The organism is Enterococcus sp. OL5, from assembly GCF_006491895.1.
In the GTDB taxonomy this organism is placed as follows: domain Bacteria; phylum Bacillota; class Bacilli; order Lactobacillales; family Enterococcaceae; genus Enterococcus_D; species Enterococcus_D innesii.
Genome location: NZ_VHIL01000003.1, coordinates 310,349 through 333,837 on the forward strand (window position 1 = coordinate 310,349; position 23,489 = coordinate 333,837).

Sequence of the window (23,489 nt, forward strand, 5' to 3'; positions counted from 1 at the left end):
ATCGTACTTTTCTTCACCAAGTGACGACTTCCACTCAGGTTACTCGCTATCCGATACTTCTAAGATAATTTGTGCAAAGGCAGTATCGTTTGTATGAGTGATACTGACAAAAATTTTTTCTAAAGGGTGCGGTGCTTTAGTGACGATCGGTGCACCGAATTCATTGGTCAAGACTTCAATATCGTGAAAAGAAACTTTGCCGATCCCTGTCCCCCAAGCTTTCGAGAACGCTTCTTTGCAGGCATAGCGCCCCCCGAGGAACTCAACTTGACGTTTCAGGGGCAAACGGGCAAATAATTTTGCTTCCTTCTCTGTTAAAATACGCGTTATAAACTGCGGTTTTTTTCAATTAATTCTTTCATTCGAGGCAGCTCGACTGCATCGATCCCGATTCCTTTGATCATTCTTCTCGCTACCTTTACTTAAGATAGGGGTTTCCAAATTGTAATTGGCCCTTGTTTAGCTAGTTACCATTCTACCAAAAAAATGCGAATTACCATTCAAATCTGAGGAGTTTATACGGAGATTAAGATTTAAAAAAGAAAGATTCAGTTAAATCATATTTTTCGACGATTCGAAAATTTTTTGCAATAAATGAACATTAAAAAAAAATTATCCGCATTATTATCCCTTCTACTACTATTTAATTAAGTTGCTTTAGCTAAAAGAACTCAAAAAAGCCAATTCAATCAAATGTTCCATTTGATTGAATTGGCTTTTTTGAGTTCTCTATTTTCTAAATAAAATCATAGAAAAGAAAGACGGGGATAATGCTAAGCATTCATATTATAAATATTACTCTATCTATTCAATTGAATTTCATATCTATATCTATCAGCCCGATAATAAATTTCCGCATATTCGATATTTCTATTTTTATCATCGATTGTATTTCTAGTTATATACAACAATGGTTCTCCCGTTTTGATCTTTAAATGATCAGCCAGTACATCATCTGCTACGATAGACTCAATAATTTCGGTAGCACTTTCGATCAGAATAGATTTATCTTCAAAAATTTTATAGAGTGAAGCTTCTAGAGAATTAAAGTCCTCTTCATTCAACTCTATATAATTTTTCGGCACATATACACGCTGAAAACCGATATTCTCATCATCAATGATTCGTATCCGTTCATTCACATAAACTTCTTCCATTGGAGATAATTTTAACTGTAACCTTACTTTTTCAGGTGCAGGTTCTCTTCTAAAATCAACTAGCTTAGATGAAGTAATATGCTCACTATGCTCATCATTAAAACTTATCAAGCGATTCAATTGTAATGTTCGCTTATTGCTGTTGACGATTGTTCCCAATCCAGGAACCTTTTTGATGTATCCATCCGATTCTAACAGTTGCAGTGCGGAACGAATCGTTATTCTGCTGACACCATATTTTTTTTGCAAATCAACTTCAGTTGGAAAAAAATCATTTTCCACATATTTCTTTGCAATGATGCTTTTTTTCAATTCTTCATAGATTTGATAATATTTAGAATTACTATTATTACTCAAATTATCCCTGACCTACTCTCATTTCACTATTTCTGCAATATTAGAGGCTAACCCTCTTATGTCCATTTCATTCGCTTTTTCTATCACTGATAATTTACTCTTGACCGTCTCATCTACAGATACGAGCGCACCTGTCATAGAACCAACGATTGTAGCAATCGTATCGGTGTCATAGCCGATATTTACAGCATCGATCGTTGCTTGATAGGGCGTTTCCTTATTTAGGGCTACGATTCCATACGCACAGGGAACCGCTTCTGAAACATGAAGTCCACTCCCAACAACTTCATAAAGTTTCAACAACTTATCAACTTTTTCACCACTGCCATTCGCTATATCTAAAGCAAGCTGTATTCTTCGATAAACACTTGGTCCTGGAACATGCTTAGAATATTTTTTTCCTTGTTCTTCTCCGAGTTTTGCACCTAATAAGCCAGCTTCAATCACACTATCCATTGTAGCACTTTCCTTCAATGATTCCGACACACTTAGGGCAACCGCACAAGCACCTGAGATTGACAATGAATTATCATGGGTGACTTTTGTAATTATAATAGCATCTTCTAAAGCCTTTTCATAGTCACCTGGATGAAATAGTCCCGCCGGAGAAATCTTCATTGCGGAACCATTTGTAGCTTTAGAAGCATAATCTACTGTTACTGCCCCAGGAAGTGCTTTTATTTCCGATAAATCATTTTTGTACATTTCAATCGCACTTCTTGTTGTAGGTCCAGCAAAACGATTAAAATAATGCGGAATATCAGACCATTCAATAATACTTTTCTTTATAATATCTCGGTCAATCATTCCTTGGTTCTTAAGAATATTTTGACAGATTAAATATATTTGTGAAAAATCATCAGTGACTTCACCTGCCTTATTTCCATATGCGAATGCTGTTTTGCCGGGTTCAACTAGCTTTTCCAATGGTCCAGCAAATTTTAACCGAATTTCATCAAAAGGCAGATTTTCTGTCGCAGCCCCCATTGCGTCTCCAATCGCTGCCATTGTTAAAGATCCTAAAATCCTCTCAATCATGTAATCAATTCTCCCATCCATTTTACTTATTCAAGTCCTTTGACCCCAAACACAAAAGTTAAGACAAGTCCACCAATAAACGATAGCAGTAAACCAACTAAGTATGCCCATAAGGTAGGTCCAGCAAATGCAGGGATCGTTGTCAGTCCCCCAAATACAAACGCATTCCCAATAACATCAAAAGCACCCATAAAAGCACCACCAATCGCTGCACCGATACATCCTGCCGCTAATGGCGTCTTATACTTCACTCCAATACCATAGATCGCTGGTTCGACTATTCCAGATAGAAAAACAGAAGTAATAGCCGACACAGAAAAATTTTTTAAATCTTTATTCTTAGTCATAATAAAAATAGCTAACGCAGCACCGGCCATCCCAAAATTTGCGTTGGCGCCATAAGCAATAAGAGCAGAAGTACCTGTCGCAGCAATTTCAGGAATAATGATCATCGTATTAGGAGACCAATGGAATCCAAACATAATCAAAATATTCCAAATGCCTCCAATAATTGCTCCAGTAACAATGCTGTTTATCGCTGTTAGTCTCCCAACAACATCGGCAATAAATAGACTAGCATAATTTCCAATTGGTCCAATAATACCGGCTGCAATCGGTACTAATAAAAACAAAAGTATGGTCGGTATAACAACCATATGCAAACTTTGCGGAATTACTTTCTTTAGAAAGAACTCCATTTTTGATTGAAGCCAAACAAGAATAATTGATGGAATCACTTGTCCTGTATAGCTAAATAATCGAATCGGCATACCCATGAATTGAATGATTGTTCCTGGTTGATCATTCATCATCGCTACAAAATCCGGCATAATCAGTACCCCTAAAACAGCAATAGCGATATATGCACTGGTTTTGAATTTCTTAGCAGAAGTGATAGCTACTAGCAATGGGAAAAAATAAAATACCGATGTTGCAGCTAGAGTTAGCAAAGTATTCGTGTCACTCTCTACACTCAATATTCCTAGTTCATTTGCTAAGATAGTAAATCCTCTTAAAAGACCCGCACCAGCGAGAAGCGGCAATAATGGAGAAAAGATACTGACTACTAACGAAACAAATCGGTTGATCAAACTTTCATTCCCTGTTTCTCCACTTTCCAATTCTGAATGATTACTCATATGTGCTCGTACTGCTTCATAAACTTCCCCTACATTTGTTCCTATAATGATTTGAAAACTTTTATCGTTGTCTACGATCCCTATGACTTCAGCTAAATTCTCGATTCCCTCAGCATCAACTTTACTTCTATCTTTGAATGTTGGTCTTAATCTTGTGGCACAATGAGTCAGACTAGAATATTACCAGAACCACCCATCAACTCTAAAAGCATAATCCCCAATTCATCCATCTGTTTTCCTCCAAGAATTTTTAAATGTTATGACGTCATATCATTAAAAATAATATATAACGCTTTCATAATTATGTCAACAACAACTTTAGCAACGAAGCTAACATAAAAATATAAATAAAAACTATCTAATTTATCTATATTTCTATTAATAGAAATCTTGTAATTTTTAACATAAAAAAAGAACATGAAGTGAGCGAAGCTCGCCATTCATGTTCTTTTAATAAAAAGCTCATTCTTATTGTAATTCAAAAAAACAATTAGTCTTGGTTATTTCTGATAACGAAACCGCGTTTTTTGTCGTTGCTGCGGCGATTGTTTTTACGGGCACCATCTTTTGAATAGTTGCCGCGGGCTTTATTACCGTTGCCGCCGCCTCGGTTCCCACCGTTTTCTTTGCGGTTACGATTGCCGCCATTGCTGTTATTGCTGCGACGACCATTTTTGTTGAATGATTTTTTCCCTTGAGGCAATGGACGCTCTGGTGTGATCTTGACTGGTGCTAAATCAGCAGGATCTTTCGCCATGGTTTTTAGAAGCAATGCTGCTAAATCTTGTGCAGAATAACGTTCTAATAGATCGTCGGCTGCTTGCAAGTATTTATCCAAACCATTTTCATCCAATTTGGTTTCAACAGATTCGATTGCGGCACCTAGTTGACCTTTGAATGCTTCTTTTTCGGTCGGTGGGCGCATTGGTGTCATCCGTTTTTTCGTTAAGTTTTCAATGACGTGCAGATAGCTCATTTCGTTTGGTGTAACGAAAGTCACAGACATTCCGCCTTTTCCAGCACGGCCAGTACGTCCAATCCGGTGAACATAGCTTTCAGGATCTTGAGGAATATCGTAGTTATATACGTGTGTCACGCCAGAGATATCCAATCCACGAGCTGCAACGTCTGTGGCAACTAAGATATCTAGTTGACCACTCTTGAATGAACGCAAAACGCTCATTCGTTTTTGTTGAGAAAGGTCTCCATGAATGCCTTCTGCTTTATAGCCGCGGGCTTCTAAGCCGCGCGCCAATTCATCGACACGACGTTTCGTACGACCGAAAACGATGGTCAATTCTGGCGTTTGCACATCCAATAAGCGAGTCATGATATCAAATTTTTCGTAGTCTTTTGAACGAACATAGTATTGATCGATCAAATCAGCGGTCATTTCTTTGGCTTTGATCTGTACATGTTCAGGCTCTTTCATGAATTTCACACCGATATTTTTGATTGCTGGCGGCATTGTTGCTGAAAATAGCAACGTTTGACGAACATCTGGAACTTGGCTGATGATTTTTTCAATATCTTCCAAGAAGCCCATGTTCAACATTTCATCCGCTTCATCTAATACAAGCGTTTCAACGGTGCCTAATTTCAAGGTGTGGCGGTTGATATGGTCTAACATACGACCTGGTGTACCAACTACGATGTGGGGACGATCTTTTAGTTGACGGATTTGACGGCCGATATCGGCTCCACCGTAAACTGCTTGTACACGAATTTTTTTGTCTTTACCAAGACGGTACAATTCTTCTTGGGTTTGGATCGCTAATTCACGGGTTGGGGCAATCACTAATCCTTGTAGTTGATGGTTCGTTGGGTCAATTTTTTCTAACATTGGCAAACCAAATGCGGCGGTTTTACCAGTACCGGTCTGTGCTTGACCGATCACGTCTTTGCCTGCTAAGGCTAATGGAATCGTTGCTTCTTGGATGGGTGTTGCTTCTTCAAAGCCGGCACGCTCAACAGAAGTCAATAATTCGTTGGATAATTCTAGATCTTTAAATTTCAAATGGATCCTCCTAGGCTGGTCATCTTTTCGATGCCTGTTTTTCTATCATCGAAGCGTAGGTTAGTTCTTCAGAAACACAAGAGTAGTCCCATTTACTCTTATCTTTCTCTCGGTACCGAAAAACCGCTTCACGAAGGCATTATAAAAGGCTAAAACAAGTGTTGTTTGTCTCAGCCATCATTTTATCTCAAAACGTCAATGTTTTTTACAGTAATCATTCTGTGCTTCATCTTTCGGCGTTAGATAAGTATAACACGTTTTGAAAGTTTCAGCAAGATTTCAACTCCCCTTTACATTCCTTTTAGTGCATCAACGACTTCGCTCAAGCCCATGCCATTGCTCCCTTTGATTATCAAGCTGTCGGAAGGTTCTAAAGTTTCCTTTAAGGAGGCGATCAGTTGCGGTTTTTCATCTGTCGCAAAATAGCGCACCTTATCAGCAAGTGGTGACTGAGCTAGTCGTTTTTGCAATGCTTGCATTTCTTTGCCATAAAGAAAAACTAGTTGGAACGAGTCGTCTAAGTGTTCGGCCATCTGCTCGTGCATTTGTGCAGAATCTGGTCCTAATTCAAGCATATCTGCTAATACGGCGATCCGTCGTCCTGCTAATGGCAATTTGCGGAAACTATCCAATACGAGACCCATGGCAGTCGGATTGGCATTGTAAATATCACTCAAAATCGCTGCCCCATTATCGGCAGTCACCCATTGGGTCCGATTTTTCGTTAATTGAAAATGCGCCAAGCCTTCCTTGATAGCTTCATCTGCTACACCAAAATGACGTCCTAACCCAATCGCGATCAAGGCATTTTTGACATTATAGCCGCCTAATACCGGCAGGGTAAAGGTGGTACCTGCAACCGTAAAAATCGTATGGTCTTGCGATTCCTCTACGATGTCTCCTTGCAGGTCTCCCTCAGTTAAGCCAAAAGTTTCAATGGTTTGCGTCAAATTAGGAACAAAGGGCTCTAACAATGGTTCATCTGCCGGCATCATAAAGAAGCCGTCTTTTTTCAATCCTGCGGTGATCTCCATTTTGGCTTTGGCGATCCCTTCTCTGGATCCTAAATTTTCAATGTGGGCTTCCCCAATCAAAGTGATCGCCGCTGCATCAGGTTCTGCTAAGCGCGAAAGGACCTCGATTTCTCCTGCATGATCCATTCCCATTTCTAAAATCAACACTTGGGTATCTTCTGGTGCATGCAAGATAGTCAAAGGCACGCCTAATTCATTGTTGTGGTTGCCTTGGGTTTTATAGGTCTGGTACTTTTGGGCCATGACCGCTTCCACCATATCTTTGGTGGTCGTTTTCCCGTTACTTCCAGTAATACCGATGATTTTCGGTGCAAGCTTTTCTTTATACGCTCGTGCCAATTGTTGAAACGCTTTGACGGTATCCGTGACAGGAATCACAAGGATGTCTTGCGGCGGTTCGATCGTAGGGTGGCTCCACAGTGTGGCGATCGCACCATTGTCTTTGGCTTGCTGGGCAAATTCATGTCCATCACGGGTCCCCGCTAAGGGAACAAAAAGACTGTTTTCTTTGATCAGACGGCTGTCGAATTCCACAGAGGCAAGTGGCGTTTCATTTTCAATTTGCTGACCAAATACGGCAGCGGCTTCTTTTACAGTAAAATTCATCAGGTTTGCTCCTTTTTTACAAAAAAAGAAAGCACAAGATCGCTTCAAGTATTTTCCTTGAGTTGAGCTGGCTTTCTTCCTGCTATTTATTCTGCTTCGTTTTCGTTTTCTGCTTCCGTTTCGGTTGCTTCTACGTTGGTCAAGAACGAACGTCTTTGGTTGAAACGATTCATCCCTAATTGGATCAATTCTTCAATCAAATCCCCATAAGGCAAGCCGGTCTTCTCCCATAACAGTGGGTACATGCTAAATTCAGTGAACCCTGGCATCGTGTTCAGCTCATTTAAAAAGAGCTCATTTTTATTGGTCAAAAAGAAATCACAACGGCTCAATCCGCTGCCGCCTAGCATTGTATAGGCTTTTTTCGCAAACTCTTGGGCTTTGGCTTGTGTTTCTTCGGGAATTTGTGCAGGAATCTGCATCTCGATTCGGTTGTCAATGTATTTGGAATTGTAATCATAAAAGGCAACATCTTTCACGATTTCTCCCGGCATGGTGGTCCGCACGTCTTCGTTTCCAAGAACAGCGACTTCGATCTCACGAGCTTCGATTCCTTGTTCAACGATCGCTCGGGTATCGTAGCGATACGCTTCTTGCAACGCATTTTGCAGTTCTTCGCGGTTCTCTGCTTTCGAGATACCGACACTTGAGCCCATGTTGGCTGGTTTGACAAACATCGGATAAAGGAGACTGCCTTCGCATTGATCAAAAATCTTTTTCGGATTTTCTTTCCACGCATTTTTCAAGACTGGTACATACGGAACTTGCGGAATTCCCGCAGCTTGCAAGATGTACTTGGTCATGATTTTGTCCATCCCGCAGGCACTAGTCAAGACACCGGCTCCGACATAAGGCATTCCGATGGTTTCTAAAAACCCTTGGATCGTGCCGTCTTCGCCGTTTGGTCCATGGAGCAATGGAAAGACGATCGCGTCTTCTTCATAGATTTCCCCAGGTGAAATTTCTTCCCCTTTGGTCTCTTCGTTGGTCAATGCCAAAGTATCTGGTGACGTTGGCGCCTCAGACAATAATGGGCCTTTTAACCAGCGTCCTTCTTTGGTGATCATTACTAATTGAACTTGGTAGTAATTATAATATACAGCATTAACAACTGAAAAAGCGGATAACAGTGATACCTCATGCTCTGCACTGCGTCCCCCGTATAATAAAATGATTTTCAAAAGAATTTCCTCCTGTATTCATTGATTCTACCAAACTAAGTCTTCCACATTTTAGCACAAAATCGACCAACCGGCATTAAATCTTGCAGAAATTTCTTTAAGCTTACACAGTCGTTAGTTGAATGTTTTTCATTTTGTCAGTACTATGAATATATCACGGCACGTTTAAAGAGGTGGGACTTATGACAGAACAAACCGCTCCTTCTAGAAAAGGACGATTAAAACAAATCGTTCAAGTCTTTTTGAAATACAAAGTCGTTCAAAATATCAGCAAACAGCAGCACCCCGAAATGGTGCGGCAAGCGTTTGAAGAATTAGGACCAACATTTATCAAGATCGGGCAGATGCTTTCGGTCCGCAATGATCTGCTTTCCAGCACCTTCGTTGATGCCTTCAAGCAGCTACAGGACAATGTCAAAAGTGATCCATTTCCCAAGGTCAAAGCACTGCTGGAAGCAGAACTGCAGCAACCGCTAACGGAAGTTTTTTCCGCTTTTGATGAAATTCCAGTCGCCTCAGCTTCCATCGGACAAGCCCATCGAGCAAACTTGCTCAGCGGCAAAGAAGTGATCGTCAAAGTACAGCATCCGGGGATCATTGCGGCGATCCAAGTGGATCTCGATCTTTTTGAAAAAGCCCTGCCGTTGGTTCGCGCAATTCCAGAAGCCAATGTAGTGGATTTAAAAAGCGTGCTAAGCGAAGTCCGACGATCCCTTGCCAATGAAACGAATTTTTTGCAAGAGATGAAAAATGCACAGGAATTCTACCGCAACAATCACCAAGACCCGCAGTTGGCATTGCCTAAAGTTTATCCCGAATGGTGTACTCAAAAAGTATTAGTCATGGATTACATGGCCGGTGAAAGCTTGAATTGCTTGCTGACCCGCAACAATCAAGACATCGTTTATGACAATCAGTCCGTGAAAGCCGTGAAAAAACAAGTGGGCACGCTATTAGTCGAAAACTTTATGAAGCAAGTCTTTGAAGATGGCTTCTTTCACGCTGATCCGCATCCTGGCAATCTTTTTTTACATGTCTTCACAGATCAAGCCAATCGACCAAAACCATTTCAGGTCAAGCAGCGCGTCGGTGTCCTTGGTGGTGTCGATTATTCGTTGAAATGGCAAGAAGAAGCGGTCATGCCGCCTTACCAAGTGATTTTCTTGGACTTTGGGATGATGGGGCATTTGGATCAGTCTTTACGCAGCCGTTTAGCCGATGCGTTGATTGCTCTTTATACCCAAGACACCCAAGAAGTCGGTAAAGCTGTCTTGCGGTTGTGCAACAGCAGCGGCAGTTCCTTTGACGAAGTCGCCTTCTACCAAGACCTACAAAAATTTGTTGAGAATTACTATAATGTGCCGCTAAAGGATATCGACTTGCAAAAAGTGATGGCGGAAGTCATCACGATCTGCCATGATAACCAACTGCAGATGCATCGAGACATCACCTTGCTGATCAAGGCTTTTGGCACCTTGGAAGGTGTAATCAAAGCTTTAGACCCCGAATTGTCAATGATGGAAGTCACTCAGCCCTTTGCACAAAAATATTTCCTACAGCAGCTGAGTATTGAAGATGAGGTGAAAAAAAGCGCCTTGGCAACCGCAAAAAGCTTGCGGGCACTTAGCCATCTTCCTGATCGGACCTTGGCTGTCTTAGACACGTTTGCGACTGGTAAACACCGGTTGAATCTAGAAATCCGCGAACAAAAACAGCTATTGGACCGCTTTGATCAGATGGTCAATCGACTGGTGATCGGTATTATTCTAGCTGCGGTCATCCTTGGTTCTTCTTTATTGGTGGTGGCTAGTCCGCAACAAGGAGCTTTCGTCCATCAGATGGGGATCTTCGGATATACCTTGGCATTTTTCGCGATCGTGGCTTTAGTTGGTAAATACTTCTATGATCGTTTTCGTAAGAAATAAATAAGCACCTTCAATTCCCGTGTTTCATGCAGAAGCTGGGTCTTGAGGGTGCTTATTTTGCAAGGGTCTGTCGCAATTCGTTTTCAAAGATTCGTTTGAAGGCTTCCCGATCCTCTTTCGTAAAAGGTTTCGGTCCTTTTGTGCGCTTGCCTGCTTTACGCATCTGCGCACCTAAGTAGCGTTGTCCGAGTAAAAAATCGATCGTTTCTGGCAAATACTCTGTGCCGTTATGGTGAAAAACCCGCGCTTTTTTGGGCAAGACCAACGAGGCTAAGCCATAATCTTGGGTGACGAGAAAATCGCCGGGTTCTATTTCCTTCACGATTTCATAATCCGCGCGATCCGAGCCTTTGTCGACATAGACAAAGTGAACGTGGGCAGGATAATCTTTGGTCGTATAATGATCGACACTGGTCACGATCACTACCGGCAGCTGATACTGCTGAGCCAGTTCAATCACTTCATTTTTCACTGGCGAACCGTCGCCGTCAATAAAAAGCCGCATCTGCTTGCTCCTCTCACAAATTTCTTCGTTTACAATTACTTCTATTGTAAGAGGAGCACCTAGAAGATGCAAGCAGACTTTGCGGTATTTTCATTTCAGTCTTGCTCAATGAGGGAACTAGAATGACGATCTTTCTTTCACTAACGAGCAGTTAAGCTCACCTATCAACTTTAGAAAAGGCTCGTTCCTTCAGCTCATAAACGACATCGCAAGCCTTGGCTACTTCTTGTTCATGGGTCACTAAGATAATACATTTTTTTTGCTCATGGGCAATTTCTTGAAACAGTTTAACGATTTCTTTGGAGGTCGTTTCATCCAAGTTTCCAGTCGGTTCATCGGCTACGATCAGCTCATGCTCACAGCACAACGCGCGAACGATAGCGACCCGCTGCTGTTGCCCACCCGATAATTGGGTCACTTTTTTCAGTGCCAGCTCTTCTGTGATGCCAACTTTGGCTAAGTTGGCTAAAGCATAGGCCTTTTTATCGGCTTGCTGTGACTTGGCGATCGCCATGGCTGTGATCACATTGTCCAGTGCCGACATATAAGGCAGTAGATTATAGGCTTGGAACACGATGGAAACATCTTTGCGACGATATTCCCGCAATCCGATTTTCGCTAACGTTTCTTCGTTGTAAAGGATCTTTCCTTCTTTCGGGGTATCTAGGCCCGTGATCAGCGACAAGAAGGTTGTTTTCCCCGATCCGCTGGAACCTAAGATCGCATACATCTTGCCAGGTTCAAAGGTCAAATCAACGCCACGAAACAGCGCTTCTGCTTCGCTTTGATACCAATAGCCTAATTGTTCTGTTCGTAATGTCATGTCGTTCCTCCTAAGAAACCAAGATTTTTTTCGGATTCAACCGCAAAATGCCCGCGGAAGAGAGTAAGATCGAGCCAAAACTGATCCCTAGACCGAGTAATGCCAATAGACCAATTTGTTGAGGGGAAACGGTGATTTCTAAGGACTCCACTTCTGCTGATTGGGTGAAGGATGGGAAAGAACCACCACGATTGCCGCCCATTTGCGGCATCTCCCCGCCTCCAGGACCAGCGTTTTCAGTGGCTGCTTGGTCAGTCGTCGTCTCCGTTTGTTGCGCCAATAATTGCTCTCCGACAGCATTACCGACAAGATTGCCGCTAGCGGCCGCAATCCCTAAAGCAAACACCATACAGACAAAAATCTCTGTGAAAAATTGTAGAATCACTTTGGCCCGTGACTCACCTAAAGAGAGCAATACGCCAATCTCATAGCGACGTTCCCGAATCGACATCATCACGATCAACGTCAAAATAATGATACCGGCAGCAGCAACTAAGACAATAATATTTTTTGCAAAGCTAGCGACATTATTCAACGGTGTCAGCATCGATTGATACATTTGATCGTTGGTTTGGATGCTGTAGGTTTCTGTATCGATCAACCCTTCTGCTTCTTCCACGAATGCTGTCATTTCAGACGGATCACTCAAGGTATAAGTTGCCGAATCAATGGTGTCCTCATTGCCGCTCAACGTATTGGCAAGGGTATAAGAAGCAAAGATCGTGTTGGCTGGGTTGAGAAAGTTAAACATTTGGCTCATGCTGTTGCCAACTTCACTCGTTTCATAGATCCCTTTGATAGTCACTTCTACTTCATTGTCCTCTGCATCAGTGATCGAAAACGTATCTCCGACCGCCAAATCATTCGCTTCAGCTAGTGAGGATTCGATCAGGACTTGGTTCGTACCTTCATCCTCAGAAGTAATGCCTTCCCCATCCGTGATCGTCGCTGTTCCTTCCGAAAAAGTCGTATACGCCGCACTGGTTGATACGCCAGTGATTTGGAAATCACCTGTACTCATACTCCCACCAGGCATACCTCCTGGCATACCGCCCATTTGCCCCGACTCGCTGCTATCGGTTGCTTCTGACTCTGTCGAGGAGTCACTGCTAGAGATCGGTTCGATCCCGCTGACGGCATCAGCGGAGGTGCTGACTTCAAAACTATATGAGGCAACCCCGTCTAAATCGGCGATCGCTTGGGCATCAGTAATCGCTACTGGTGTCGATTGAAAACTCCCTGGATCTGGTCGGGTGCTTTGGTCATCGCTGTCAGAAGAAGAACTTCTTTGCTGAAAAGCCTGCTCGCGGTTTGCTTGCAACGTCACAGTTGCCCCAACACTTTTCTGGGCATTTTCAGTCGCTACCAATGCCGCACTGCGAATCGTCAAACCCGCTAATACAAAAATCAAGATTGCAGAAAATACAGTGATCAGCAACAGGCTCCGGCCTTTTTTCGCCCATAAACTTTGAAGACCTCGTTTCAAAAAATTCATCTTTGTTCCTCCTGAATAGCTATTTATTGTCTTTCGACTATAAGGATCCTAGCTTAAATTGAACTTAAACCATCTCCTGATTTTTTGAATCGTAGAAACAGACCGCAGCTGCTTCCTGCGATCTGTTGATTTTTTGGATAAACATTTGGTGATGATTGGCGAAACTTCAACTAACGACCAAAACCACCGCCCATCTGATTGGTTGTCGCCGTTGCACCTGATTGGGTCAAGTTAGCGATCGTATCCGTGACGGACAATGTTCCTAATTCTGTCCCATCACTAAGGGTTCCGCCAGCATAATAACCGGAGACTGCTTGTGCATCATTTGTTCCCCCACTGACCAATGTATAGCTGCTATCGGTCAAATCTGGGCTAGAAAGAACCACGTGTTGGTAGCTTTTGCTTGGTGCATAAGACAAGATCGTCTGTCCTTGACTATCCTTTAAGGTCACTAGGGTCTCTGCTGATTGAGTTTGATCGAAACTGATTCCGATCGACTGTTGACTACCACCGCTAACATTCATGGCCATATCGGTCGTGCCTGCTGCTAACAAGACGCCGCCGGTGAGTTCAAATGTGCCGTTATAGTCCAAAGCACCATTACCTCCGGTCGTTGGACCATTTACGATGACGACGCCATCACTCATGGTGACATTGCCATTACTATCCAGGCCATCCCCTTCGGCATCAATGACCAACGTTCCACCAGTGATCGTGATCTGTTTACTGTCATCCGCGGTATCGCCACCGCCAGGGCCGCCGCCAAAACTGTCTTGACCAAATTGTCCCGTTGTATCATCCGTATCACTGCCACCACTGGCATTGATCCCGTCATCGCTAGCCACGACGTGTGTCGTGCCACCAGCAATCGTGATTACACTTGCTTCTAAGCCCTCATAGGATTCTTCGATAGAAATCGTTCCGTCGGAGATCGTCAATTCATTGTCGGCGTGGATCCCATCATCGCCACTGCTGGCAGTGATCGTGCCACCTGCAATGTTGATCGTATCATTGGCATGCAGGCTATCATCCGCACTATCGATCGCAAAGGTACCACTGGTGATGGTCATCACACCGCCAGCTTTCAATCCTTTGTAACTTTCATCCGTCACTAGCGACTGACTTTGTGCCCCATCAGCCGTTTTGATCGTAATATCAGCTGATTGTACGCTTAAATTTGTTTCTGCTTGGATCCCGTCACGACCACTTTGGATCGTAAAGGTACCACCATCGATCGCAACGTAGCCTTTTTCCGCATCTTCCGTATTATTCGCTTGGATACCATCTCCTTCAGTGGTGTTCAGTGTGTAGTTCCCCGCCAAGATCGATACGGAATCTTTTCCTTTGATGGCGTTGTTTTTCGCTGTGATTTCAATCGTACCACCTGCTAAAACCAAATCATCTTTGCTGCGCAGTCCGTTGCTGTAATTTCCTGTGATCACCAGCGTCCCATCGCCGTTGATGGACAAATCTTCTTTACTATAAAAGGCAGCATCTGGTTCTGTCTCGCCTTCAGCCAAGGTGTAGCTGCTGCCATCCGTCAGAGTATTCGTCGTATCACTGGCTAAGGTCGTAATGACTTTTTCTGCTTGTTCGATGACGACGGCCGCCCCGTCTTCATTGGTGATCGTGACACCGGCAAAGATCAGATGGACTTTTTCTTCTTTGTTGACGTTGACAACCAGTTGCCCATTACTTAACGACCCGCTGACGACATAGGTGCCGGCTTGGGTGATCGTCACGGTTTGGTCTTCCACTGAAACGCCATCAACAGCCGTCGTGTCGCTGCCATTCAATTCAAGTTGCGTAGCAGTTGCCTCATCGTAGGAAGCATCAACATCTTCTTCTTCGTAACTACCGTAATAGTCCACAGAATCATCAAGGGTCGTTGAAACGTTGGTCACTGCGGCCGAACCGGAAACAGCTGCTGCGGAACTGGAACTGCTGCTCGTGCTAGTACTATCGGTTTGCCCGCAAGCGCCTAAGAGCAGTGATGAGAGCAAGAGTGGATAAATGAGTTTTTTCATAAAAGGTTCCTCCTTCTACAGCTCATCGCGGTTAGCGGTGAGCTTGCCTAAAACAACAGGTAAATTGCCATTACGAACCCGAACTTCATCAATGATTTGCTTTTCTTGCGCTTGGTCTTTTAACAGCAACTGATAGCGCAATTCATACAAGCTTCCCATCGTCGTCGTTCGAACCGATGTCAGTTTGGCAGAATGCGTATATTTTTCAAAGAGATCATCGAATAATTGCGGATAATCCAAATCTTCCGGAATCGTGACCTTCAGTTCCCGTTCACTCGTAGCTTGTCGATCGCCAAAGGGCACCGTATATAAAAGGGTCAAGAAAAGCGCCACGATAATGGAAAAAATGACGACATAGCCGACATACCCCATCCCAGTTGCCAGACCGATCCCCATCGACCAAAAGACGCTGGTGATCTCTCTAGAACCCCCGGGAACCGAGCGGAAACGAATCAAACTGAAAGCGCCTAAGATCGCCACCCCTGTGCCAAGATTGCCGTTGACTAGCATGATCACCGATTGAACGAGAATCGGTAAGACTGCCAAGGTAATGACGAAGTTTTTCGTATAGACATTGCGGATCATATGGATCGCTGCCACTAATAACCCTAAAAGCAATGAGGCGGCGATACAGATCAATAAGCTACGCCATTCAAGGGTGCTCGTATCGCCAGAAAATAGACTAGATAACATGTAACCGTTCCTCCTTCTTGAATAAATGCCGTTGATAGGTTTGGGCATACTTTGAAAAGCTGCCTTTGCGCACACTGTATTTGTTCAGTAGTTCCACAAACCATATTGGATAAGAGCCGAGGGCTTTGACTTCCATCAACACTCCGACTTCCGGTGCGACTAGCGCACCGTCACTGCCAGAACCTAACATGAGATCACAGGTGCGAAAGCGAATGTTTTGATCGAACGTCACGCGAAATTCACTATCATCATCAACAAACAGCGACAGGCGATCATAGGCAATCAATACTTTCGGCAGCAGGTCCGGGTTTTTCTTAAATAACCAGTGGATCTCCGCAGCGATTTGCGGGGCTTCCTCCATTGACGGCAAGACCCCCGTTTGCATCCAGCGGCAATAGTCAGCATAGGGCATCGGAACGCGGCGTTTGTAGACCACGCCACTGACTTTCTTCTTGATCTCTAAAAAAATCAACTGTTGTTCTGTTGGTACCCCATAGCTACGGACCCGAAATTTTTCTTTGTATTTCGGTTTGTCCATGGAATGACGAATAAAGCGGTAATCCTGGGTATCGTAATACAAGGACATAATCGTGTGTTGCCCATATTCATCGATCGCCATTTTTTGCTGCAACTCGCCAATAAATGCTGGAAATTGCTCCTTAGTTAATAGATATTTCGTCTCTTTTCTTTGAAAGACTTTTTTTAATTTCATAAAATGTTCCTCCCTTGAAATCCATGCACTGAATTTACGGCAGCTATCTTAAATGCAGCTTAAGACAAAACAGTTTTTTTAAGCATTTTTTATGCTATTCGTGCTATTCTTATCCTTAAAGAGGTGGGAACATGATTAAATTATTAGTAATCGAAGATGACAAAACATTATCTGAAAATATGAAAGAAATCATCAGCGAAATCGGTGAAGTCACGCAAGCATATGATGGCAGCGAAGGCTTGTACGAGGCAGAAACGGGGATCTATGACTTGATTATTCTTGACTTGATGATGCCTGAGATGAACGGCTATGAGGTGCTTTCAGCATTGCGAAAAAAAGGACTCCAAACACCCGTCCTGATTTTGACCGCTAAAGACGGCTTAGAAGACAAAGTAACCGGCTTTCAAAAAGGAGCTGATGATTATTTGACTAAGCCTTTTTATCGGGAAGAGTTATTGATGCGGATCAAAGCGTTACTAAAACGCTCCTTAGGTTTGTTCAATGAAAATACACTGGAATATAATGGATTGCTCTGTAACCTTGGCACCAACGAGGTCAGCTACCAAGGAGAGCTTTTACCGATTCAAGGGAAAGAATTTGAGCTACTGCTTTATTTTCTACAAAATAGAAACATTATTTTGACCAAGGAACAGATTTTTGATCGCATCTGGGGATTTGATTCAGAAACGACCCTAACTGTCGTCGAAGTCTACATGAGCAATCTGCGAAAACACTTGCGCCAGACAGGAATCGACAAAGAGATCCGCACGTTGCGAAATGTCGGCTATATCATGCAAGGAGCCTAGTCTATGAACAAAGAACGCACTAAGAGACAAAGACTGCACTCTTTTCTCCTAAATGTCAGTGCCTTTGCCTTGGTTTTCTTACTTTTAGGAACCATCGTCCTCCAATTATTCAACCAATCGGCTTATAGACAAACCGACATTTCTTTGGAACAAGCAGTCAAAGATACCCGCTTGATCCAAGCAGAGATCAGCGCTTCGCAATCCAATCTAGAGGTATTGCCGCCGGATAGTGCCATGCCAAAGATCCCTGGGACCAATCGCTTCAATACCCAGTTGATCCTCTGGTCTGAGGACGGCGAGATTTTAAACAAACAGACCTTAGGCGGACGTTTTTCACAATTGGCAAGTCTATCTTTAGATACGAGCCACTTAGACAGTATCACGTCTTTTTCAGTGGTGGATCAGTCCTTGTCAGAGGAAGAAGAAACCCTTTTGTTTCGCTCAATCACCACTAAAGCCCCAACCAATGACGCCGGGGTCGGCTATATCCAAGTCTTAGCGAACACCAATCAAATCAAAAATGCCATGAACAATTTCCAAACCATCTTGATTTTATCGATGATTTTTTTCTGGATTCTCTCGATCGGGATCAGCTACTTGCTTTCCAGCTTGAACATGCGCCCGATTTTAGCCTCGTGGAAGAAACAACAAGAATTTGTCGAAAATGCTTCTCACGAGCTGCGCACACCATTGACGATCATTCAAAACAGTCTGGAGCGCCTGTTTACCAAGCCCAATCATACGATCATTGAAGAATCTGAAAGCATTGCCCAAGCGTTAGCGGAAACCCGGCGGCTGACTGGTTTAACGGCGGACCTGCTGACGATCGCCCGCAGTGATTCCAATCAACTGCTGTTAACGAAAGAAACCGTCGAATTAGCTCCGTTTATCGATGACTTAGTCAAACCTTTCAAAGAAATTGCCGAATTGGATCAAAAACATTTTATTGTCGAAAATTTTGCCAAAACGACCGCTTGCTTTGACCAAAAGAAAATTCATCAAGTCCTCGTGATTCTCCTAGATAATGCCTTAAAATATACCAGCAGCGGTGATAAAATTACGCTCTTATCGGAGATTTCTAACAAGCAATGGCTGCTCGAGGTCAAAAATACTGGCCCAACTATTTCCGATGAAGAGAAAGCTCGCATCTTTGACCGCTTCTACCGCGAGGATCGTTCCCGCTCCAAGGAGACCGGCGGCTATGGTTTAGGCTTAGCGATCGCCAAGCAAATCGTCGAAGAGCACAAAGGACAAATCCAGGTCAAAGATTTGCAGCCACGAGGGGTTATTTTTCAGATTCGCTTACCTAAAGAAGGATAAAGGAGAAAAACAAATGCAGGTCATCACCCTTAAAGAACACCCTGAATACTTGGCAGAAGCCATTCGTTACTTCCAAAATCAGTGGGCTAGCCCCGACTCCCTCATGGTTTATGAGGATAGCCTGACCCATAGTTTTTCAACAAGCAGTTTGCCGCAATGGCTGCTGCTGGTCAACGAAGAAATCGCAGCAGACGGACGTTATCAAATCATCGGCTGTGGCGGCTTGATCCCCAACGACTTCATCAGTCGGATGGATTTGACCCCTTGGCTTTGCGCCTTGTATGTGGACCCTTTGTGGCGTGGCCAAGGTGGTGCCCGCCTTTTGATCGAAACAGCCAAACAACGCGCTGCTGTAGCTGGTTTTGATTCTCTGTATCTATGTACGGATCTTTCTACTTTTTATGAGCAGTTTGCTTTTGAACCGATTGGCACTGGTTACCATCCTTGGGGAGAAGCGTCCACCATTTATCGCTGTTCCCTCACTTAAATAAACAAAAAAAGCTGTGAACAAAAATGTTCACAGCTTTCTTCACTCACAGTACTATTGCTAGTAGAATACCCTATCTCCACAAAAGGAATATTCCGACACCCTACAAATCCGGTAGGTTGCTTACGCGGTGTGCCTCTGCTATCAATCTGGTCAGCTAATGCTAGACCTTCTCGACTCGTCGCATGAGGATTACTTTACCATAAAATTAGTCGGAATACTACTGTTTTTTTATAAAATCAAAAACTGCTGATACGCATTTCTCGAGAAAGAGTGCCTATCAGCAGTTTTCCATGAATCAATGGTTACTTTTCAATAGAAACATTCCCATCGATGGATAAAAAAATCTTAGGATAAGAAGGTCGCTACTTTGGTCGTAATCAAATCGATGGCTACGTGGTTTTCGCCGCCTTCTGGTACGATGACATCGGCATACCGTTTTGTCGGTTCGATGAATTGATGATACATTGGTTTTACGACCGTCAAGTATTGTTCGATCACAGAATCCAACGTCCGGCCACGTTCTTCCATATCACGTTTGATTCGGCGAATAATCCGAATATCATCGTCTGTATCAACATAAAGTTTAATATCCATTAAATTACGTAATCGCTCATCTTCTAAAATCAAGATCCCTTCCAAGATAATGACTTCTTTGGGTTCTTGAATGATCGTTGCTTCGCTGCGAGTATGAGCGACATAATCATAGACAGGTTTTTCGATCGTTTGATATGCAAGCAGCTGCTGCAAGTGATCGATCAACAAATCAGTATCAAATGCAAAAGGATGGTCATAGTTGGTGTTCAACCGTTCTTCAAAGCTCAGATCACTTTGGTCTTTATAGTAGGAGTCTTGTTCAAGCATCATAATAGAATGGTTGGGGAAATGATTAAAGATCGCCCGACTCACGCTTGTTTTTCCACTACCTGATCCACCTGTCACACCAATAATAATGGGCTTGCCATTCGTCATTCAATTAACCTCTTTCATCTTAAAAAATTCACACTGGTTCTATTATAGCGAAAATTCGGCAAATTACTACTGTTTCTGAAGAATCAGTGCTGTAATAAAGGAAGTAATTGCTGCAAACGTTCGATCTCATAAGTAGGCTGAATCTCACCACTGTTTTTTTTCTTTGGATTGAACCAAATCGTATCGATCCCTGCCAATTGTCCGCCTAAGATATCTGAAGTCAGTGAATCGCCAATGATGACTGTTTCTTGTTTTTTTACGTTTGGTATGCGAGCAAACACATAGTCAAAATATTCTTTCATTGGTTTTTGATAACCCGTATCTTCTGAAACAAAGATATCACGGAAATAGGGCTTCAATTTGGCATCTTCCAAGCGGCGGTATTGGGTTTCAGAAACCCCGTTCGTCACCACATATAGGTCAAAATGCTGCGCCAACTCCGCTAAGACCTCATCACTGTTGTCTAACAGTTTATGTCCTTCATTTAGAAATTCCCGATAGGCCAATTCAACTGCTGGGCTATCGACCTGAATGCCTTGCGTTTCAAAAAACAAACCGAAACGCTCATTGATGACTTGGTCTCTCGTGATTTTTCCTTGCTCAAACTGCTGCCACAAATCATGATTGATGGTTTGATAGCTTTGTTTGCGCTCTGGGGTCATTTCCAAGCCATGAGCTTCAAATAGTGCTTTTAAGGCTTGATCTTCGGTATCTTGAAAGTCGAGGATCGTGTCATCGACATCAAATAATAATGTTTTATACTTCATTTTCTCCCTCTTTCTCAGCGGAAATGCGCCGCCAATCCTTTTAATTCTTCTTGCGTCAACGAGCGATAACTGCCCACTGCTAAATCATCTGGTAGAACCAGCGAACCCATCGCTGTTCGTTTCAGCTGAATCACTTTTTTTCCCCGAGCTAGAAACATCTTCTTCACTTGATGGAATTTGCCTTCAGCAATTTCTAACGAAGCAAAGGAACGATCCACTCGTGCATCGATGATCGTTAAGTCAGCTGGTTTGCAGGTGACACCGCCATGAAAGGTGATCCCTGTGGCAAATGCCACCACATCCTCAGGGGTCACCAAGTCATTGACCACCACTTCATACCGCTTGGTCACTTTTTTGGATGGATGCAGCAAGTCATAGCCTAACTGACCATTCGTTGTTACCAATACCAACCCTTCCGTGTCCCGATCCAATCGACCGACAGCATAAAGATCTGGATGCTGATCCCTTGGTGCAATCAAATCGATCACTGTCTGGTGCTGTTGATCCAGATTGGCTGTAACGACACCATTGGGCTTATTGACGATATAATAGCGTTCCTGTGTTTCCAGCTGTCGCCCCGCAACCATGATTTGATGCAAGGCGCTATCGACATTGCGCTCGGGTCTTCGCTCAATCCTTTGATCCACAAGGACCTTTCCTTGCTGGAACAACCGTTTCATCTCTTTCCGAGAAGTATTCAATTGTTGCTCGATCACTTTATCTAAACGCATAAGTTCTTCTCCATAGTGGCTATTATAGCTCAGGATCTAGCGAAAGGAAACTGCTGGGATTTCATATGATTTGACTTTCTTTGTCTTTTTGCGTAAGGTTAAAGAGTAAAGTAAATATAGTTTCTCATACACAGCGTTATGACCTGGTGGAGAAAAGTTGAACCAAAACTTTCTGGGGCAGTTGTGTACACAACTGCCCTTTTGCGTGTTTTCACTCACGTACCACTTAATGTGCAGAGTTAACAAAATTTGCTTAAAAAATCTCGTTATTAACGAGAAAATTTTAGGAGGAATTGAGTTATGTCAGTATCATTAGAAGTTACGAAAAGAGAAGTTCGCCCACGTTCTTTACGGAACAAGTTGCGTCACGAAGGAAAAGTACCTGCAATTGTCAATGGGTACAAAGTAGAAAGCACACCGATTGCTGTCAATGCAGCAGAATTAGAAAAGATCTTGCGTGAAAATGGATTGAATACCGTTATTACGATCAGTTTAGAAGGTAAAAAAGTCAATACACTGATCAAAGAGTATCAATCAGATACCTTCACACGCAATTTAACCCACGTTGAATTCATATCTGTCGATATGAATGAAGAAACCGAAGTAGAAGCAGAAGTAACCTTGATTGGCGAATCTGCTGGTGTCAAAGCTGGTGGTGTTCTAGCACAAAACTTGTATACAGTCGTTGTATCAGCAACACCAGACAAATTGCCGGAACGTGTTGAGATCGATGTAACGTCATTAGAGATCGGTGATTCATTAACAGTGGCTGATCTGCCTAAGAACGACGAGTACACGATCGTGACCGATCCAGAAGAACAAATCGTTGCGGTTACTGAACCACAAGAAATCTCTGAAGATGAAGAAGCCGGCGAAGCTGCTGAGCCAGCAGTTATCGGTGAAGACGAAGAATAATCATAGACCGACATTCTTATAATCGCGTCTTCAATCAACAGACAGTTCTAAGAAATGTAAGACTCTTGAAGGGCTTTCCCTTTAAGAGTCTTTTTCATTCTTACGAAGGGCTAGTGCGCTGCAACTGGCTATTTCTGCTGAAAGGCGTCATTGGAAAACTTTGTCCAACCATCCCAACAAATTTTTAAGAGAATATTTAAAATGCGTCGCTGACCAAAAAGAAAAGCAGAAGTAGTTGCATTTTTGACGGTTCTTCATTATGATAAATAGACAAATTTGATGTTAATGGCAAGCCTACTTGAAGGAGGGGTTTATTATGTTTGAAACATTTGATGATCACCGCAGTCGTTACGCTTCTGGCGGTATTGTTCAAACACTACCTAGCGAACTGATCGATAGTATATGGTTAATCATTGATCTTGATTTAAAAGGGTTTATTCCGTTGACAAATCTGCTCACCTTTGAAGTCCAAAACAATCATGGTCGTGTCACCCTGCTTTTTTCTCAAGCCCAAAGTCAAATCGAACTTGGTGTTGATCTACCGTACCGGTATTCCGACCTGTATCCCCAAAAAGTCTATGTATATGACGATGGGCAACAGCAAACGATTTTATTGCCTAGTGAGACCCGTTAACGTCCATTCATATTGATTTTTTATAACGATACCTATATAAAAAACCACCCTTTTTGTTTTAGAAGGTGGTTTTTTTTTGCATCCCTCCTCTCATTTAATTTTATCTAGCAGCAATTTCAAATAAATGCTCGACAAAACCTCGTTTTTT

General features: G+C 42.9%; 21 protein-coding genes and 1 pseudogene. 6 read left to right on the forward strand and 16 right to left on the reverse strand.

Features of this window, described 5'->3' with window-relative positions; translation table 11 throughout:
* Nucleotides 1-39: 39 nt before the first annotated feature.
* The 7 genes and pseudogenes from acpS to FJU10_RS05710 form a co-directional block, all read right to left on the reverse strand.
* A pseudogene (gene acpS / locus FJU10_RS05680) lies at nt 40-404 on the reverse strand (holo-ACP synthase).
* A 396-nt stretch (nt 405-800) separates the two neighbouring features.
* Nucleotides 801-1,514: a GntR family transcriptional regulator gene (locus FJU10_RS05685; RefSeq protein WP_140965370.1), complete on the reverse strand. Its 714-nt coding sequence runs from the start codon at nt 1,512-1,514 to the stop codon at nt 801-803.
* Between the two features lie 18 nt (nt 1,515-1,532).
* A complete protein-coding gene (locus FJU10_RS05690; RefSeq protein ID WP_223272977.1) occupies nt 1,533-2,552 on the reverse strand; it encodes an ADP-ribosylglycohydrolase family protein in 1,020 nt (339 codons plus the stop codon).
* Nucleotides 2,553-2,578: 26 nt separating this feature from the next.
* Nucleotides 2,579-3,691 (reverse strand): PTS transporter subunit EIIC, encoded by a 1,113-nt coding sequence (locus FJU10_RS05695; RefSeq protein ID WP_223272978.1) that lies wholly within the window; start codon nt 3,689-3,691, stop codon nt 2,579-2,581.
* A 490-nt stretch (nt 3,692-4,181) separates the two neighbouring features.
* Entirely contained in the window at nt 4,182-5,708 is a 1,527-nt protein-coding gene (cshA, locus tag FJU10_RS05700) for a degradosome RNA helicase CshA (protein WP_077452275.1), read from the reverse strand.
* Between the two features lie 290 nt (nt 5,709-5,998).
* On the reverse strand, nt 5,999-7,348 hold the full coding sequence (locus tag FJU10_RS05705) for a UDP-N-acetylmuramoyl-tripeptide--D-alanyl-D-alanine ligase (protein ID WP_140965371.1): 1,350 nt from the start codon (nt 7,346-7,348) through the stop codon (nt 5,999-6,001).
* A gap of 86 nt (nt 7,349-7,434) precedes the next feature.
* A complete protein-coding gene (locus FJU10_RS05710) occupies nt 7,435-8,529 on the reverse strand; it encodes a D-alanine--D-alanine ligase (RefSeq protein ID WP_140965372.1) in 1,095 nt (364 codons plus the stop codon).
* Nucleotides 8,530-8,711: 182 nt separating this feature from the next.
* Between FJU10_RS05710 and FJU10_RS05715 the strand changes: the two genes are divergently transcribed.
* On the forward strand, nt 8,712-10,454 hold the full coding sequence (locus FJU10_RS05715) for an ABC1 kinase family protein (protein ID WP_140965373.1): 1,743 nt from the start codon (nt 8,712-8,714) through the stop codon (nt 10,452-10,454).
* A gap of 52 nt (nt 10,455-10,506) precedes the next feature.
* Here the strand turns inward: FJU10_RS05715 and FJU10_RS05720 are convergent, their stop codons facing one another.
* The 6 genes from FJU10_RS05720 to FJU10_RS05745 form a co-directional block, all read right to left on the reverse strand.
* Nucleotides 10,507-10,959, reverse strand: a complete 453-nt coding sequence (locus tag FJU10_RS05720) for a YaiI/YqxD family protein (RefSeq protein WP_015510428.1) — start codon at nt 10,957-10,959, stop codon at nt 10,507-10,509.
* 157 nt (nt 10,960-11,116) lie between these two features.
* Nucleotides 11,117-11,782, reverse strand: a complete 666-nt coding sequence (locus FJU10_RS05725; RefSeq protein WP_081117782.1) for an ABC transporter ATP-binding protein — start codon at nt 11,780-11,782, stop codon at nt 11,117-11,119.
* 10 nt (nt 11,783-11,792) lie between these two features.
* Nucleotides 11,793-13,277, reverse strand: coding sequence for an ABC transporter permease (locus tag FJU10_RS05730; RefSeq protein WP_140965374.1), 1,485 nt, complete (start codon nt 13,275-13,277; stop codon nt 11,793-11,795).
* Nucleotides 13,278-13,447: 170 nt separating this feature from the next.
* Nucleotides 13,448-15,304: a carbohydrate-binding domain-containing protein gene (locus FJU10_RS05735; protein ID WP_140965375.1), complete on the reverse strand. Its 1,857-nt coding sequence runs from the start codon at nt 15,302-15,304 to the stop codon at nt 13,448-13,450.
* A gap of 15 nt (nt 15,305-15,319) precedes the next feature.
* Nucleotides 15,320-15,997 (reverse strand): DUF4956 domain-containing protein, encoded by a 678-nt coding sequence (locus tag FJU10_RS05740; RefSeq protein ID WP_140965376.1) that lies wholly within the window; start codon nt 15,995-15,997, stop codon nt 15,320-15,322.
* Entirely contained in the window at nt 15,987-16,709 is a 723-nt protein-coding gene (locus FJU10_RS05745) for a polyphosphate polymerase domain-containing protein (protein ID WP_096741778.1), read from the reverse strand. The genes FJU10_RS05740 and FJU10_RS05745 overlap by 11 nt, the downstream gene beginning before the upstream one ends.
* Nucleotides 16,710-16,840: 131 nt before the next feature.
* On the opposite strand from FJU10_RS05745, the gene FJU10_RS05750 reads away from it, so the two are divergent.
* From FJU10_RS05750 to FJU10_RS05760, 3 genes are read left to right on the forward strand one after another with little or no spacing between them, the layout of a single operon-like run.
* Nucleotides 16,841-17,515, forward strand: a complete 675-nt coding sequence (locus tag FJU10_RS05750; protein ID WP_077452283.1) for a response regulator transcription factor — start codon at nt 16,841-16,843, stop codon at nt 17,513-17,515.
* Between the two features lie 3 nt (nt 17,516-17,518).
* Entirely contained in the window at nt 17,519-18,835 is a 1,317-nt protein-coding gene (locus FJU10_RS05755; RefSeq protein WP_140965377.1) for a sensor histidine kinase, read from the forward strand.
* Nucleotides 18,836-18,848: 13 nt separating this feature from the next.
* Complete coding sequence (locus tag FJU10_RS05760; RefSeq protein ID WP_140965378.1) at nt 18,849-19,322, forward strand: GNAT family N-acetyltransferase; 474 nt, start codon at nt 18,849-18,851, stop codon at nt 19,320-19,322.
* Between the two features lie 348 nt (nt 19,323-19,670).
* On the opposite strand, the gene udk is transcribed toward FJU10_RS05760, so the two are convergent.
* From udk to FJU10_RS05775, 3 genes are all read right to left on the reverse strand, one after another.
* Nucleotides 19,671-20,294, reverse strand: a complete 624-nt coding sequence (gene udk / locus FJU10_RS05765; RefSeq protein WP_005227927.1) for a uridine kinase — start codon at nt 20,292-20,294, stop codon at nt 19,671-19,673.
* Between the two features lie 83 nt (nt 20,295-20,377).
* Nucleotides 20,378-21,061: a YjjG family noncanonical pyrimidine nucleotidase gene (locus tag FJU10_RS05770; protein WP_010749090.1), complete on the reverse strand. Its 684-nt coding sequence runs from the start codon at nt 21,059-21,061 to the stop codon at nt 20,378-20,380.
* Nucleotides 21,062-21,075: 14 nt separating this feature from the next.
* The gene (locus FJU10_RS05775) at nt 21,076-21,792 is read right to left on the reverse strand and encodes a 16S rRNA pseudouridine(516) synthase (RefSeq protein WP_140965379.1); all 717 of its coding nucleotides are present in this window, start codon (nt 21,790-21,792) and stop codon (nt 21,076-21,078) included.
* 300 nt (nt 21,793-22,092) lie between these two features.
* Here FJU10_RS05775 and FJU10_RS05780 point away from each other — a divergent pair, with 300 nt between their 5' ends.
* Both FJU10_RS05780 and FJU10_RS05785 read left to right on the forward strand, forming a co-directional pair.
* Nucleotides 22,093-22,707: a 50S ribosomal protein L25/general stress protein Ctc gene (locus FJU10_RS05780; RefSeq protein WP_140965380.1), complete on the forward strand. Its 615-nt coding sequence runs from the start codon at nt 22,093-22,095 to the stop codon at nt 22,705-22,707.
* A 316-nt stretch (nt 22,708-23,023) separates the two neighbouring features.
* Nucleotides 23,024-23,341, forward strand: a complete 318-nt coding sequence (locus FJU10_RS05785; RefSeq protein ID WP_140965381.1) for a DUF960 domain-containing protein — start codon at nt 23,024-23,026, stop codon at nt 23,339-23,341.
* Nucleotides 23,342-23,489 lie beyond the last annotated feature (148 nt).